Raw genomic sequence first — 14,640 nt, 5'->3', positions numbered from 1 at the left:
CTCCCACGAGGAGAAGAAGGGGTGAACAGCTGCCTTCGGGCGGCGGATGTCCGCGGTCCGGAAGTGGTCTCGCCAGCCACTTCAGCCTCTAATCTGTTTCCAGGACCCCCCACAGGGCCTTCCCCTGCAGCGTGCACGGGTCTCCCACCCGTCACCACCAAGAACAGGCGGCTGAGGGCATGAAGCCACTGCGTCCAGAAGATCCCGAGCAGCTAGGCCCCTACCGTCTTGTCGCCCGGCTCGGCGCGGGCGGCATGGGCCGGGTCTATCTGGCCAGGTCGTCGGCCGGCCGTACCGTCGCCGTCAAGGTCATCCGTCCCGAGATGGCGGAGGACAAGAGCTTCCGTATCCGCTTCCGGCGCGAGGTGGCGGCCGCGGCGGCGGTCGGCGGCGTCTACACGGCACCCGTGGTGGACGCCGCACCGGACGCCGAGACGCCATGGCTCGCCACCGTGTACGTCCCCGGGCCCACACTGGCCGAAGCGGTCGCCGCACACGGCCCGCTGCCGGTGGAGACGGTCCTCGCGCTGGGCGCGGGCATCTCCGAGGCGCTGATCGCCGTGCACGCCGAGGGGCTGGTGCACCGTGACCTCAAGCCGTCCAACGTGCTGCTCGCCGAGGACGGTCCGCGCGTCATCGACTTCGGCATCGTCCGGGCCCGGGACGGCTATCAACTCACCGGCTCCGGAGGCCTGTTCGGCTCCCTGGAGTACATGTGCCCCGAGCAGGCCACCGGTGATCCGATGGGGCCGGAGGGGGACGTCTTCTGCCTCGGCTCGGTGCTCGCGTTCGCCGCGTCCGGGCACGCGCCGTTCACCGGAGCCGGCGCGGCCGCCCTGCTCTACCAGGTCGTGCACGGTTCGGCCGACCTCACCCGGGTGCCCGAGCCGCTGGACAAGATCATCAGCCTCTGTCACGCCAAGGACCCGGTCCTTCGCGTCGACCCCGACCGGCTCTCCGCTGCCTGCGCTCCCGGCGGCGCCGAACAGGTGCTGACGGGCGGCTGGCTGCCCGCGCCGGTGGCCGCGATGGTCGCCGCGCACCGGGCGGCCGCGCGGCGCGTCGACCGCCTCGCGAGGACCCCGGCCCCCGCCTCGGTCCCTGCCCCGACGCCGACGCCGCCGACGACGACGACGCCGACCCCGACCCCGGTCTCCGTATCGACCCGCGCCCCGGCGCCCGCGTCGACCCCCACCCCGGCGCCTGTGTCGGCGTACGCCGAGGCATCCGTCCCGGAGCCGGTCGCGTCGGGCCGGTCCGACGCGGGTCGCACGCCCAAGGGGCGGTCCGCGTACGGAACGGCAGCCGACGGCGGGGCCGGAGAGGGGTGCGCCGGCGGAACGGGCGGCGTCGGCACCTACGCCGTCGGCACCGCCGACGTGGGGCAGCCCACCGTCGGCGAGGTCTCCGAGTCGTCGGTGGGGGAGTCCTTCTCGGTCCCGGAAGAGGCGGTGGCGGAACGTTCCGCCGCACCCGTGAACCACCGCGCCCCCACCCACTCCGGTGTCGCCCGGCGCGTGATCCTCGCCGCGGCCGCAGCCACCGCCCTCGCCGGCGGAGCGGCCCTGGTCACCCGGAGAAGGAAGAACGGACAGACGGTGCGCCCGCTCGGCCCGGCCCCCGAGCCGACCTGGGTCTACTACGGCGGCCCGCTGTTGCAGGCCCCGGCCGTCTTCAGCAACGGCACGGCCCTGCTGAAGACCCGCCCCGGGAACATGATCGGCCTCGACGTGAAGAACGGCACGCAGCCCAAGTGGGTCTACCAGGGCATCAGCCTCTCGCCCACCCCCGTCGTGCTGACCAACGGCGCCGCGGTCGCGCTCGGCACCGGCGCGACCCTGATCGGGGTCGACGTGGCCAGCGGCGCCGAGCGGTTCACCCTCGACTTCGGCCAGGACTACCAGTTCGATCAGCTATTCGGCAGCTATGACGGCTCCGTCGCCTTGGTCCTCGGGGCCAGTCTGGAGCGTCGGTCGGCGGAGCAGGGCGTCGCGACCTCCACCGCCGCGGTCTTCGGCGTCAATCTCAAGGCCCGCCAGGCCCTCGTCATACCGATCGACCCGGAGGACGTCGGCGTTGCGCTGAAGCCCGTCATCAGCTCCCAGTACTTCGTCTACGCCGACGGACTGCGCAATGTCTCGGTCCGCGACAGCCGGGAAGGCGGCAGCCTGCGCTGGCGGCGCCAGGTGGGCTACGACCTGCGGCCGGGTCTGGCGGTGCTGGGCCAGACCGTCTTCGCCATCGGTTCCGAGCTCCTCGCCCTGGAGCTGACCACCGGGAAGCCCCGCTGGTCGACCAAGGCCGAGCGTGGCATGTACGCCTCCCTCGGGGCGGTCGGCAACACGGTCTACGCCACCGGCACCGACCCCTACGGCGTCTACGCCTTCAACGCGGCCAACGGCTCCCGGCGCTGGTTCTGCGAGACGCCCCGCCTCAACGTCGACAACCCGATCGCGGTGGGCGCGAGCAACCTCTACGTCCCGGCCTTCGAGAACAAGAACGGCTTCTACGCGATCGACCTCGCCTCCGGCCGCCTGCTGTGGAACTTCACGGACGGCCGAGAGACCGGCGTCAACGACTGGCAGCTCTCCTGCGACGGGGCCGGACACCTGGTGGCCCAGCATTTCGACCGTGCCTACGGACTGTCCGTGACCTGAGGACGGGCAGTGGGCGGCGGGCCGTACGCGGTGGAGTCCGCCGACGCGCGACGGGCGGTGTCGGGTGTCAGGCTGGTGACACACAGCACCTGCGAAAGGGAACCGTCGTGATCACCACCGACCTCACCCCCGGCGCCCCCTGCTGGCTGGACCTCGGCGCCCCCGACGTCCCGGCCACCGCGGCGTTCTACGGCGCGGTGCTCGGCTGGGAGTACGAGCCCATGGAGATGGAGGGCGTGGGGGAGGACATGGAAGGCGGGATGTTCCGGAAGGACGGCAAGGTCGTCGCCGGACTCGGCAAGCTCACCGAGGAGGGTGCGCGCTCCGCCTGGATGATCTACTACCGGGTCACGGACGCGGACGCCGCCTCCCGGGCCGTCGAGCGGGCGGGCGGCACGGTGCGGGTGCCGACGAGGGACCTCGGCGAGTGGGGCCGGATGGCGCAGTACAGCGACCCGCTCGGCGGCCAGTTCGCCGTCTGGCAGCCGGGGCAGAACGCGGGCTTCGAGCTGGCGGACCAGCCGGGCTCGCTGTCCTGGACGGAGCTGTACACGAGCGACGCCGCGGCCGCCAAGGAGTTCTACGGCGCTGTCCTCGGCTGGGAGTACAGCGACATGGACATGCCGGGCGGCGGTGGCGCGTACACGCTCATCACCCCGGAGGGGCTGGCGCCCGAGGCGCGCATGCAGGGCGGCCTGATGCAGGTCGGCAAGGAAGTCCTCGCCCTGGCGAACGGGCGGCCGTACTGGCACCCGGTCTTCGCCGTCACCGACTGCGACGCCGCGGTCGCCGCTGTCACCGGGAACGGCGGCACCGTGCAGATGGGACCGGAGGACGCGGAAGGCGTCGGCCGGCTCGCCGTCTGCCTCGACCCGTCCAAGGCGGACTTCGTGGTGCTCGCCCCGGCCCCGAACTGACGGCGACGGCCGCACGGCACCGCAGAGACGCGTCAGTCGAACTCCTCCACGTACTCCTGCGGCGGTCCCAGCTCCGGGCGGTCGCGCAACTCCAGGACCCCGCCGAGCCGTTCCAGTTCCAGGACGGTCACGGTGTTCTCGCCCGCCCGCAGCAGCGGCGCGGGGCAGTACAGGGTGACCTGCGGCCCGATCTGAGCGTGCCGCCCGCCCACGCCCCGGCCGTCCGCGCCCCGCCCGGCTGCTCACCCACACCCTCGCCCTCGCCCTCGCGCTGGCCATCGCCGTGCCGGTCGCCTGGGTGCTGCTCGCCTCGCTCAAACAGAAGGGGGAGTTCTTCGGCAGCCCCTGGACCCTGCCCGAAGAGCCTGCACTTCCAGAACTGCTCTGACGCGTTCGTCACCGCGCACATGGGCCGGTACTTCCTGACCTCGCCGCTCGTCACGCTGCTGGGCCTGGTGTTCGTCATGGCGGTGACCGGGCCGGCGGCATACGTCGTCGCCCACTACGAGTTCCGCGGCCGTCGCCTCGTGGAGATCGCGCTCCTGGGCGGCCTGTTCGTCAACGTCAACCACATCGTCGTACCGATCCGGACAGGTCCTCAGGGGGCCTGCTCGCCCTTCGGCGCCGCCTGCTGCACCACCTCGAAGGACCACAGGGTCGAGCCCGAAGCCGCGGGCTCGGCCTGCTCGCCCTCCGCGCCGCCCCGGTGCGCCGCCCTCATCGGCCCGTCCAGCCATGCCTTGAAGGACTCCTCGTCACGCCACCGCGTGTACACGAGATAGGCGTCGGTGCCCTCGACCGGGCGGAGGAGCTCGAACCACTCGAAACCGTCGGAGCTCTCCACGGCGTGGGCCCGTGCGGCGAACCTCTTCTCGAGGGTCTCCCGCTGCTCGGCCGGCACGGTCAGTACGTTGATCTTGACTACGCTCATGCCCCCATCCTGCCTCCCCCGTGGGGGGAGGCGACGCACGGGGCCGGGGGTTTCGTGGCCCGACGTGCTGTGCCGCCCGCAGGGCGTGATCCTTGTGGTGGCGGAGCGCTGGGCGCAGAACCTTCTCGGCCTCGGCTTCGCCGAGGAGATCGGCCCCACCGGCGAGCAACTCGGCGACTTCCCGCAGGCGTTCACCCACCTCGCCCTGATCGGCTCCGCCCCGGCCCTTGACGAGGAACTGACGCGTCGGTCCCCGCGGTGACGCGGCAGTCACCCGGCCGTTACCCGGCGTCACCGAAGTCCGGCGTCCCGCGCCTTGCCTGTGTCGGGCGGGCGGCGCACGCTGGTCGTATGAGTGCGCGGGACGGCCCCACGCTCATCAGCTCCGTGCAGCGGGCCTTCCGACTGCTGGAGGCGGTGAGCGCGCACGAAAACGGCGCGCCGGCGAAGCAGCTGGCACGTGAGACGGCGCTGCCCCTGGCCACCACGTACCACCTGCTGCGGACCCTGGTCCACGACGGCTACCTGCGCAAACTCCCGGACGGCGGGTTCATCCTGGGGGACCGGCTGCAGTCCCTGCACACCACGAGCCGTGGTCAGGCGCTGCTCAGCCGGGTCCGCCCCACGCTCGCCGCGCTGCGGGACGAGTTCGCGACCGCCGCCTACCTCACCTTCTACGAGGAGGGCGAGATCCGGGTCGCCGAGATCGTCGACGGCCCCCGGGCGCCCCGCGTCGACCTGTGGGTCGGGTTCGAGGACGCCGGGCACGCCACCGCGCTCGGCAAGTCCGTCCTGCGGGAGCTGGACGACGAGGCCCGCCAGGACTACCTCTCCCGGCACCGCCTGTCCGACCTCACGCCGAAGACCATCACCAGTGCCCCGGTACTGCTCCGGCAGCTGGACTCCTCGCCCGTGGCCCCGGCCGTCACCGACCTGGAGGAGTACGCCCTCGGGACGGTCTGCGTCGCCGTCCCCGTCTACAGCGGTGACACCCTCGGTTCGCTCGGCGTGTCCCTGCCTGCGGACCGGCTGCCCCGGCTGGAGCAGATCCGGGCCCGACTGATCCCGACCGCGAGCCGCGTGACCAGGGGTCTTTCGCTCACCGGGTGATCGTTCACTATCTGAAAATCTGATCCTTGTAAGGACCCGAGGCGATCCGCTTTCCTATATGAAACGGACATTTCGACATTGCCCCGGCGCACAGATGAGGACTGCGGACGAAGCATGAGTCAGGCCCGGAACCACGACCTGTACCGACACCGAGTGGCGGGCGCCGTCCTGCCGGTGCTCCCCGTCCTCCCCGTCCTGATCGTCTTCCTCATCGTGCTCGTCGACCTCCTCGGCGGAGCGGGAACGATCTGGCTGCCCCTGCTGGCGGCGGGCCCCGCGCTGGCCGCCGCCACCAACGGGCCGCGCGGTGTCCTCTGGGTCGGCCTCCTCGCCGCCGGACTCGGCGCGGCCCTCGGCATCGGGGACGACGCTCCCGGCCCCGAGCTGCTGGCCGTGCTGGCCGCGCTGACGGCCGTCACCCTGGCCAGTGCCCTGGCCGCCGGGCTGCGCTCGCGCCGGGAACGGGTGCTCGCGGCCGTCCGGTCGGTCGCCGAAGCCGCCCAGCAGGCGCTGCTCAAGCCGGTGCCGGCGACGGTCGGTCCCTTCGAGGTGGCCGTCCGCTACAGCGCCGCGGCCGCCGAGGCCCGGATCGGCGGGGATCTCTACGCACTGCTGCCCACCCCCTACGGCGTGCGGCTGATCGTCGGCGATGTGCGCGGCAAGGGGCTGCCGGCCGTGGGGACCGCCGCACTCGTCCTCGGCGTCTTTCGCGAGGCCGCCTACGACGAGCCCGATCTCCTCGCCGTCGTCGACCGGATCGAGCGCAGCCTGGCCCGCAACCTCGGCGCCGACGACTTCGTCACCGCCGTCGTCGCCGGTTACCCGCGGCCCGGGCAGCTGGAGATGGTGAACTGCGGACACGCGCCCCCGCTGCTGATGCGGGCGGCCGGAAGCATCACAGCGGTGGAGACCCCGCATCCGGCACCGCCCCTCGGCCTGCGCGCCCTCACCGACCAGACCCCCAGCCTCCAGGTGCTGCCCTTCGCCGACGGGGACCAGCTGTTGCTGTACACGGACGGCGTCATCGAGGCCCGCGACCGCGACCGCGAGTTCTACCCGCTCGTCGACGGACTGGCGCGTCACCTCTGCGACGAGCCGGCCCGCACGCTCGGCGCGATCCACGAGGAACTGCTGGCGCATGTCGGCGGCCGTCTGCACGACGACGCGGCGCTGCTCCTGATCCGCAAGCCGGCCGGAGCCGCTGTCGAAGCGACCTCGGTTCCCCGACCGGCAAGTCCCGGGCTGCTGTTGGGGGACCAGACTGGGTGACCGCTGTGGCGTGTGCTGCGCACGGTGCCCATGACCCGCACCGTCCACGAGACCGACGACGGGATGAACCACCTCGACCCGCAGTTCGCCGCCCCGGCGCACAACACGCTGATCCACACCGTCGCACCGTTCCTCGCCGGACTGCGCTGACGGACGACCCCCGCTCGCGCTACTCGCCCGACGGCGAGGTGAGGGGGACGCCCAGGGCCACCGGGGTGCCGAAGTTCGGAGTGCCGTCCGCATTCCAGGTGAACTTCTGCGCCCTGGTGGTGCGGTTCATGTCGCAGCCTCCGCCCGCCGAGTTGTTGGCGTGGTAGACGATCCAGTCCTCGGTCCCGTCCGGCGACTTGAAGAAGCCGTTGTGGCCGGGGCCGTACACGCCGTTGGCGTTGGAGCGCTGGAACACCGGGTTGGGCGACTTGACCCACGAGGCCGAATTGAGCGGGTCGCCGCCGTTGTAGGTGAGCATGCCCAGCTTGTAGTCGGGCGTGGAGCAGTGGCTCGCGGAGTAGACGATGAACGTCTTGCCGCCCCGCTGCAGGACCTCCGCGCCCTCGTTGACCGCGCCGCCCACCGTCTCCCAGCTGTAGCTCGGGGTCGACAGCACGCGGCGGGTGCCGCTCGCGGTCCACGGGTTCGACAGCGGCCGGATGAACATCGGCTGCGAGCCGTTGTAGAAGGTGCCGAGCAGATACAGCCGGCCGTTGAGCTGCAGGATGCCCGGGTCCAGCTCCCAGGTGTTGTCCTGTGTCGGGTCGAGCAGGTCGGCCTTGAAGCTGTACGGCCCCATCGGGTCGAGGCCGGCGCTCTCCAGCACATGGATCCGCTGCGTGCCCAGGTCGTAGGGCTCGCGCCCGGCCGTGTAGTAGAAGTACCACCGCTTGCCGTTCGGGCCGTCGAGCAGATGGAACTCCGGCGCCCACATCGTGCCCGCCCCGTTGGGCCGGGTGAGGTTGAAGATCACCTGGTCGGTCGCCGTGGCCAGCCCTGCCAGGGTGCTCGCCTTGCGCATGGTGACCGTCGAGTTCCAGGTCGTCGTGGCGAGGTAGTAGTACCCGTCGTAGTACGTGAGCCAGGGGTCCGGGCCGTGCTGGGAGAGCGGGTTGGTGAACGTGTGCGGGCTCGTGCCGCCGCCGCTGAAGGCGGGCAGCCGCCACACCCTGCCGCTCGCCGTGGCGCACGGCAGTTGCACCAGGCCGGTGTCGGACGCCGAGGAACCTCCGCTCGGCGTCACGCACTTGCCCGAGCTCACGGAGACCAGGTTGAAGGTCTTGTCCGTTCCGGAGACCGTCACGGGAACGAGCCGCCACTGCTGGTTCGTGCCGCCGTGGCACGGCCACTGGATGATCGCCGCGTTGTCCGCCGTGGACGCCCCGTAGACGTCGATGCACTGACCGGACTGCGCGGTGACCGTGTAGGTGTCGCTCGTCCCGGAGACCAGGGTGTAGCCGAAGCTCTGATTCGCGCCCGAGGAGCAGACGAAGGCCCGGAGCTGAGTGCCGTTGGTCGTCGAACTGCCGGGCAGGTCAAGGCAGTTGCCGCCGTTCTGGTTCACGCCCGTCGAGGTGAAGGCGACGGCGGCAGAGGCGGGCGGCACCACGAGGAACGCGACCGCCACGGTGCACAGGGCGATGAGTGCGGACAGGCATCTGGAACGGGTCACGGTCCGTACACCTTTGCTTCGAGGAGGCCGACGGAGTCGGCGCCGTTGCCGGTGAGCAGCACCCGTAGTCGTGTGGTGCTCGTGGCGGTGAAGCCGACGGTGTTGTACTGGTTCCTGACCAGCGGGTAGCCGCCGGCGCCGGGTACGTCGACGTAGGCGCTGCCGTTCCAGTACTGGAGCTTCCAGGAGGCCGGCATGTCGATGCCCTGGTCGTCGTCGAAGAAGTACACCTCGGCCTTGTTCAGGGTCCTCGCGGTCGGCCAGGTCAGCTCGGCCCACTGCTGGCCGGTCTCCGGCCAGGTCCCCCAGCGCGGGTTCACCGTGTCGTTGGACGACGGCGGGTCGATGCCGTCGTTGACCGCGGCGACGCTCTCCCAGGGGGAGGTGTACGAGGCCGAAGCGGTCGCGGACGTCGCCTGGTCGGCGGGTGGCTGGGGCGGCTGGACGCCGCCCCGGTTGAACACCTTGACCTCGGTGAGGCCCGTCTTGGCGCCGGAGGCGTGGGTGGCCAGGACCCGTATGCGTTGGGCGTTCATCGCCGGGAACTGCACCAGGTTGTAGTTGGCCCGTGGCGCCGCAGGGCTCTTGGTCTGGCCGGGTACGCCCACCCAGGAACTGCCGTCGTAGTACTGGACGGTGTACGCGGACGGGGCCCGGTAGGCGGTGCTCGCCGGGCGGCTGTCCTTGAAGTACAGGCGTACTTCGTTCAGCGTGCGGGCCGCGCCGAAGTTCAGCTCGTACCAGTCCTGACTGTTGGCGGATCCGCCGGCGCCCCAGAACGGCTCGTTCGTCGGATAGCCGTCCACCGCGCCGGACGCGCTGCTCCCGGATCCGGTGTACGAGGCGGACGTCGTCGCCCCGGTGGCCAGGTTGGTGAGGTCGGCGGTCAGGTCGACGCCGGCCTTGGCGAGCATGTCGACCATGCGCGGGCTGCTCTGCACGACCTGGTTGGGGGCCTGCAGTCCGGCGACGGCGGTGTGGTGGGTGACTGTGCCGCTCGTGGTGACGTCACCGGTGGCCGGGTCCCAGGTGAAGGGCACCAGCGAGCCGACCGTCGCTGCCCGGTTGCCGTTGACGTAGATCGAGTAGCCCTCCGGGACGCCGGGGTAACGGACGATCCCGTCGGCCGGGTCGTCCCAGACGATGCTCAGGTCGGCGTTGCGGTAACGGAGGTTGTTGACCGTGAAGTGGCTCCAGCCGATGTCGATCGGGGAGAGCTCCACCTTCGCGTCGCTGCGGGGGCGCAGCCCGGCGACGTCCTCGATCACCGTCCAGTTGCTGCTGCCCAGGATGTTGTGGTGGATCCAGGACCGGTAGTCGATGCCGGTGCCGTTCCAGTCGGCCCAGAACTCGTTGGCGTCGGGCCACTGGGTGTTGCCGCCGATGTACTGGGCCCAGGTGTTCCAGTAGAGCAGCTTCTTGTAGTCGGTCGCGCTCATCCAGGAGTTGGAGTAGTTGCGCAGCACGGAGGAGTAGAGCCGGAACTGCACGGTGGAGTTGATGGTGGAGAAGTTGTTGGAGCCCGGGTTCCCGGCGTCGGCCGCCGCCTTCTTGTCGGCCTGGTTGGCCGTGTAGAAGGGGAAGACCGGGTACTGGGCCGGGTCGTCGTACAGGCGCAGCGCCTGCTTGTAGGCAGTGGTGTCGGGGACGGCTCCGACGGAGAACGGGTAGTAGTTGTTGATCTCCTTCCAGGGCACCCACTCGTTCGTCGACTTCAGCCGGTGCTCGAACAGCTGCCGGCTCGGGTTCCACAGCACGTTGACGATGGCGTCCTTGATCTGCGTCGCGAGCGTGCGCATCTCGGTGGCCTTCGCCGTGTTGCCCACTGCCTCGTAGGCCTGGGCGGCGGCGAGCGCGCCGCTGTACTGGTAGGCGGACTCGGCGCGGTCCATGTTGCCGGGTTTCCAGTGGAAGGAGACCGCGTCGGCGTCGTTGCCCGTCAGCGCACCCCAGTCGTACTCGATGAGCTTGTTGTCGTCATGGTCGTAGTAGGCGAGCTGTCCCTTGACGTCGCCCTCGGCGTAGCGGGCGAGGTTGCCGGCGATCGCGGGCTGTCCGCCGTGGATCTGATAGCTCTTCCAGGCCGCCTCGGCGATGTACTGGGTGTAGCTGTTGGACCAGTTCTCCGGGTCCCCGGGGTTGTCCAGGAACCGGCCGCCCTTCGAGGTCTGGCCGGCGCTGAGCCAGTCGCCGTACGCGTAGGCCGGGTTGCGCAGGTACTTGAGGTCGTCGATGTGCATGGGCTGGGTGAGCGCGATCGCGTTGTTGTAGCCGAGGACGCCCTCGGTGGACGTCGGGAACTGGAAGGTCTGCCCGGGGATGTCGGCGTCCAGGTTGTTGAAGCGCATCAGCCACCAGCGGTAGTAGACGTTCTTCTTGATGGCCGGCTCGGGCACGTCGATGTAGGGCACGTTCTGCGCCCACCACAGGTTGTAGGCCCTGACGTGGGTCGCGAACGCGGTGGCGCCCGAGTAGCCCGCGTAGGCGTTGTACTCGGTGAGCGACTCGGGGATCTCGTCGGTGACGAAGCCCATCACCACCTTGGCGGTCACGGTGGCTCCGGCGGCGACGGTCACCGAGCGGTTCAGGCCGCCGCCGGAGACGCTGAAGCCGTCGCCGGTGAGTCTCGGCCGGATGGTGGTGAGGTTGTTGTAGGCGTTCACCTGGCCGGTCAGCTCGGCTCCGCTGCCGGAGGTGGCGTACGGCGAGGTGGCCCGCAGTTGCAGCGTGCTGGAACCGGTGCCGTTGTTCTTGATGGACAGGTTGGTCACGGCGACGTTGTCGTCGGTGATGAACTTGGTCTGGGTGACCGTGATCGAGCCGCTGGTGTGCACGCTCTGCCAGTGACTGGGCACCTGCCGACGCTGCGCGACCTGTTCGGTGAAGGCGCCCGGGGTGATCCCGACCGTGTAGGCGTTGTTGTTGCTGATGCTCTCCCAGTAGGCGACCTGACCGCCGAAGCCGAGCACGGCGGGGTTGTGGGTCTTCATGAAGACCGCGCGCCCCCGGCTCATCAGCCACGGCCCGGCCGGGTCGTCGCCGGAGCGGGCCAGCAGCCGGTCCATCCAGAAATCGGTTCCCGAGCTCTCCGCGTCGTAGATGCTCCGCATCATGTCGCCGGGCGTGTAGGCGACGGGCGGGGCGGGGGCGGCGGGGCCGGTGAACGTGGGGAACCCGATGGTCTGCGCGGCGGCGGCCGGGCTCACGGAACAGACGGAACAGAGGATGAGCACGAGTGCGACGAGGAGGCGCTTCATGAGGTGCTCCCTGTCAGGGTTGACGGCGAGCGGGGCAATGGCATGTGCCTGACACGGCAGGTCTCTGACACGGCAGATGTCTGACAGACATGCGCAGCAGAAAACCGACCTGAAAGGTTTTCGCAACGTAGGAGCGGGCTGATGAAGTGTCAAGAGAGCGCGAGACGCCGCCCGAGAAAGCCGCCCGAGAGAGCCGACGGCCGGATTCAGGACAGGGGCGCCGTCGATCCCCGGATGATCACGCGGCAGCGCACCGTCTCGATCCCCGAGCGCCGTGCCCCGCCGATCGCGGTGAACAGGGCGTGCGCGGCCGCGCGCCCGACCTGCTCCAGGTTCATGTCGACGCTCGTCAACGGCGGGCGCGAGGCGGCGGTCAGGACCTGCCAGTTGTCGAAGCCCATGACCGCCACGTCCTCCGGCACCCGGTGCCCGCGCTCCCGCAGCACGTCCATCACCCCACGGGCTATCTGGTCGCTGCCGCACAGCACCGCGTCGACGTCCGGGTGCCGGTCGAGCAGCAGGGCGGTGGCAGCCCGGCCCCACCCCTCCGACCAGGCCCCGAACCGCGGTTCGCCGACCAGGGCGAGACCGGCGTCGGCGAGCGCGGCCGCTGCGCCCTCGGCCCGCTCCTGCGCCGCGAGGTACCCGGGGTCGCCGGTGATGTGCGCGATCCGGGTCCGGCCGCAGGCCAGCAGGTGTTCCACGGCGATCCGGCCGGCGTCGACGCTGTCGGGGACGATGGACAGATCCGCCGGATCGTCCGACGGCGCGTACGCGTAGACGACCGGGACGGGCAGTTCACGGCCGAGGGACGGCCGCGGGTCGGTGCGGCTGCCGACCACGATCAGACCGTCGACGCGGCGCCCGAGCAGCGCGCGGACATGGTGCTGCTCGCGGATCGCGTCGCCGCGCGCGTCGCACAGGAACACCGCGACCTCGCCCGCGCCGAAGGCGTCCTCGGCGCCCATCAGGATCGGGATGCTGAACCGGCCCTCCAGGTCGCTGGTGAGCAGACCGACCGTGCCCGACCGCCCGACGAGCAGTCCGCGCGCCAGCTGATTGGGCCGGAACGCCAGCCGCTCGGCCGCCTCGATCACCCGCTGCCGGGTCTCGGCGCGCACCTGGCTGCGGCCGTTGAGGGCCTTGGAGGCGGTGGCGATGGACACGCCGGCCAGCCGGGCGACGTCGCTGAGCGTGGCGGGATGCGAACGAGAGGGGCCGACGGCCGGTGTCATGGATGGTCTCCTGTCTCACGTCGCCTGCATGAACCGTACGCGAAATGTTTCGGCAGAGGTGCGCCGGAGACGCTTTCACAGGTTTCGGCGAAGCTCGGACGACGATCCCCGACAGCCGTTCTCTGCAAGGGGATTGACGCGCTGTCGGCCGAGTCCTAGCTTTCAGAAAGCCTTTTCGGTTCCTTTCCGTCGCAGAACCCACAGTAGGGGGATCGTCATGGGGAGCACGACCGGACCACGTAGACCCATCCGCCGGCTCGCCACCGGCGTCGTCGCGCTCCTCGCCGCCGCGAGCCTGATCACGGCCTGCGGATCGGGGGACGGCGGCTCGGACGGCGCCTCGAAAACCGGGGGAGGCGGCGGAGCCGCGAACGCCACCGGCGTCGACGACGGCGCCACGCTCACGATGTGGACCCGGGCGGCGACCCGGCCGCAGAGCGAGGCGCTGGTCGACGCCTACAACGCGGGCCACAAGAACAAGATCGAACTGACCGTCGTCCCCACCGACGACTACCAGGCCAAGGTCGGCGCGGCCGCCGGCTCCCGCGACCTCCCCGACCTCTTCGCCTCCGACGTGGTGTTCGTGCCGAACTACACCACCAGCCGCCTCTTCGCCGACCTCACCGAGCGCATCGACGCCCTGCCCTTCGCCGACAAGCTGGCCCAGTCGCACATCAAGGCAGGCACGTACGAGGGCAAGAAGTACGTCGTCCCGCACACCCTCGACCTGTCGGTCCTCTTCTACAACAAGGACCTCTACCGCAAGGCGAAGCTCGACCCCGCCAAGCCGCCCGCCACCCTCGCCGAATGGGACCGGCAGGCGCGGGCCGTGGACGCGCTGGGCGGCGGGGTCGACGGCACCTTCTTCGGCGGCAACTGCGGCGGCTGCGGCGTCTTCACCTGGTGGCCGTCCATCTGGGCCGGGGGAGAGGACGTGCTGAACGAGGAGGGCACCGCGGCGAACCTCGACTCGGCCACCGCGAAGAAGGTCTACGACACCTACCGGGGCTGGGTGAAGGACGACATCGTGGCCCCCGGCGCACGCGACGAGACGGGCGCCACCTGGACCGGCGTCTTCCCGAAGGGCAAGGTCGGCGTCATGCCCATGCCGTCGACCACCCTGGGCCTGATGCCCAAGAACCTGGACCTCGGCGTCGCGCCCATCCCTGGCCCCGACGGCGGCAAGTCCACCTTCGTCGGCGGCGACGCCATCGGCATCTCGGCCACCAGCAAATCGGCCGACCAGGCCTGGAACTTCCTCGCCTGGTCACTGGGCGACGAGGCACAGGTCGACGTCGTCGCCGCGCACAAGGACGTCGTGGCCCGCACCGACCTCGCGTCCAACAAGTACTCGGCCGCGGACCCACGCCTGGTCGCCGTCAACCAGCTCGTGGCGGACGGCCGCACCCCGTACGCCCTGAAGTTCGGCCAGACCTTCAACGACCCCAACGGACCTTGGCTGTCCCTGATGCGCGACGCCGTCTTCGGCGACGGGACGTCGGTGGACAAGGACAACAAGGCGGTCACCGCCTCGCTGGCCGACTGACATGGGGGACCGGCGCTTCCCTGAACTCCAGGGGCGGAGAGTCGAGGGGCGCGCG

At 70.6% G+C, this 14,640-nt stretch carries 11 protein-coding genes; 6 read left to right on the top strand and 5 right to left on the bottom strand.

All coding sequences use genetic code 11. The features are described from left to right. Window positions 1-179 precede the first annotated feature (179 nt). Both AB0J04_RS14940 and AB0J04_RS14935 read left to right on the top strand, forming a co-directional pair. The gene (locus AB0J04_RS14940; RefSeq protein ID WP_363168814.1) at window positions 180-2,657 is read left to right on the top strand and encodes a PQQ-binding-like beta-propeller repeat protein; all 2,478 of its coding nucleotides are present in this window, start codon (window positions 180-182) and stop codon (window positions 2,655-2,657) included. A gap of 107 nt (window positions 2,658-2,764) precedes the next feature. Beyond that, window positions 2,765-3,574, top strand: a complete 810-nt coding sequence (locus AB0J04_RS14935) for a VOC family protein (protein WP_363168813.1) — start codon at window positions 2,765-2,767, stop codon at window positions 3,572-3,574. 32 nt (window positions 3,575-3,606) lie between these two features. Here the strand turns inward: AB0J04_RS14935 and AB0J04_RS14930 are convergent, their stop codons facing one another. Both AB0J04_RS14930 and AB0J04_RS14925 read right to left on the bottom strand, forming a co-directional pair. Next, a complete protein-coding gene (locus AB0J04_RS14930) occupies window positions 3,607-3,786 on the bottom strand; it encodes a hypothetical protein (protein ID WP_363168827.1) in 180 nt (59 codons plus the stop codon). Window positions 3,787-4,172: 386 nt separating this feature from the next. Then, the gene (locus AB0J04_RS14925; RefSeq protein ID WP_363168812.1) at window positions 4,173-4,505 is read right to left on the bottom strand and encodes an antibiotic biosynthesis monooxygenase; all 333 of its coding nucleotides are present in this window, start codon (window positions 4,503-4,505) and stop codon (window positions 4,173-4,175) included. 85 nt (window positions 4,506-4,590) lie between these two features. On the opposite strand from AB0J04_RS14925, the gene AB0J04_RS14920 reads away from it, so the two are divergent. From AB0J04_RS14920 to AB0J04_RS14910, 3 genes are all read left to right on the top strand, one after another. Continuing rightward, window positions 4,591-4,767: a hypothetical protein gene (locus tag AB0J04_RS14920; protein ID WP_363168826.1), complete on the top strand. Its 177-nt coding sequence runs from the start codon at window positions 4,591-4,593 to the stop codon at window positions 4,765-4,767. An 89-nt stretch (window positions 4,768-4,856) separates the two neighbouring features. After that, window positions 4,857-5,615 carry an IclR family transcriptional regulator gene (locus AB0J04_RS14915; RefSeq protein WP_363168811.1) on the top strand — a complete coding sequence of 253 codons (759 nt, stop codon included), beginning with the start codon at window positions 4,857-4,859 and terminating at the stop codon, window positions 5,613-5,615. A gap of 114 nt (window positions 5,616-5,729) precedes the next feature. Next, window positions 5,730-6,884, top strand: coding sequence for a PP2C family protein-serine/threonine phosphatase (locus AB0J04_RS14910; protein ID WP_363168810.1), 1,155 nt, complete (start codon window positions 5,730-5,732; stop codon window positions 6,882-6,884). A 169-nt stretch (window positions 6,885-7,053) separates the two neighbouring features. Here AB0J04_RS14910 and AB0J04_RS14905 read toward each other — a convergent pair whose 3' ends face one another. From AB0J04_RS14905 to AB0J04_RS14895, 3 genes are all read right to left on the bottom strand, one after another. Beyond that, complete coding sequence (locus AB0J04_RS14905; protein ID WP_363168809.1) at window positions 7,054-8,547, bottom strand: family 43 glycosylhydrolase; 1,494 nt, start codon at window positions 8,545-8,547, stop codon at window positions 7,054-7,056. Continuing rightward, on the bottom strand, window positions 8,544-11,804 hold the full coding sequence (locus tag AB0J04_RS14900) for a discoidin domain-containing protein (RefSeq protein ID WP_363168808.1): 3,261 nt from the start codon (window positions 11,802-11,804) through the stop codon (window positions 8,544-8,546). Before AB0J04_RS14900 ends, AB0J04_RS14905 begins: the two co-directional genes overlap by 4 nt. A 206-nt stretch (window positions 11,805-12,010) precedes the next feature. Further along, a complete protein-coding gene (locus AB0J04_RS14895) occupies window positions 12,011-13,039 on the bottom strand; it encodes a LacI family DNA-binding transcriptional regulator (RefSeq protein ID WP_363168807.1) in 1,029 nt (342 codons plus the stop codon). A 217-nt stretch (window positions 13,040-13,256) separates the two neighbouring features. On the opposite strand from AB0J04_RS14895, the gene AB0J04_RS14890 reads away from it, so the two are divergent. Continuing rightward, window positions 13,257-14,585, top strand: a complete 1,329-nt coding sequence (locus AB0J04_RS14890; RefSeq protein ID WP_363168806.1) for a sugar ABC transporter substrate-binding protein — start codon at window positions 13,257-13,259, stop codon at window positions 14,583-14,585. Window positions 14,586-14,640 lie beyond the last annotated feature (55 nt).

It is taken from the genome of Streptomyces sp. NPDC050263, from assembly GCF_040655955.1.
In the GTDB taxonomy this organism is placed as follows: domain Bacteria; phylum Actinomycetota; class Actinomycetes; order Streptomycetales; family Streptomycetaceae; genus Streptomyces.
The sequence above is the reverse complement of the archived record's forward strand: the minus strand, read 5'-3'. Positions and strand labels throughout refer to the sequence as shown.

Excerpts from the sequence above, each read along its gene's own strand:
- AB0J04_RS14940 (WP_363168814.1), top strand. The coding sequence starts at position 180 with ATGAAGCCACTGCGTCCAGAAGATCCCGAGCAGCTAGGCCCCTACCGT.
- AB0J04_RS14925 (WP_363168812.1), bottom strand. The coding sequence starts at position 4,505 with ATGAGCGTAGTCAAGATCAACGTACTGACCGTGCCGGCCGAGCAGCGG.
- AB0J04_RS14915 (WP_363168811.1), top strand. The coding sequence starts at position 4,857 with ATGAGTGCGCGGGACGGCCCCACGCTCATCAGCTCCGTGCAGCGGGCC.
- AB0J04_RS14910 (WP_363168810.1), top strand. The coding sequence starts at position 5,730 with ATGAGTCAGGCCCGGAACCACGACCTGTACCGACACCGAGTGGCGGGC.
- AB0J04_RS14900 (WP_363168808.1), bottom strand. The coding sequence starts at position 11,804 with ATGAAGCGCCTCCTCGTCGCACTCGTGCTCATCCTCTGTTCCGTCTGT.
- AB0J04_RS14895 (WP_363168807.1), bottom strand. The coding sequence starts at position 13,039 with ATGACACCGGCCGTCGGCCCCTCTCGTTCGCATCCCGCCACGCTCAGC.
- AB0J04_RS14890 (WP_363168806.1), top strand. The coding sequence starts at position 13,257 with ATGGGGAGCACGACCGGACCACGTAGACCCATCCGCCGGCTCGCCACC.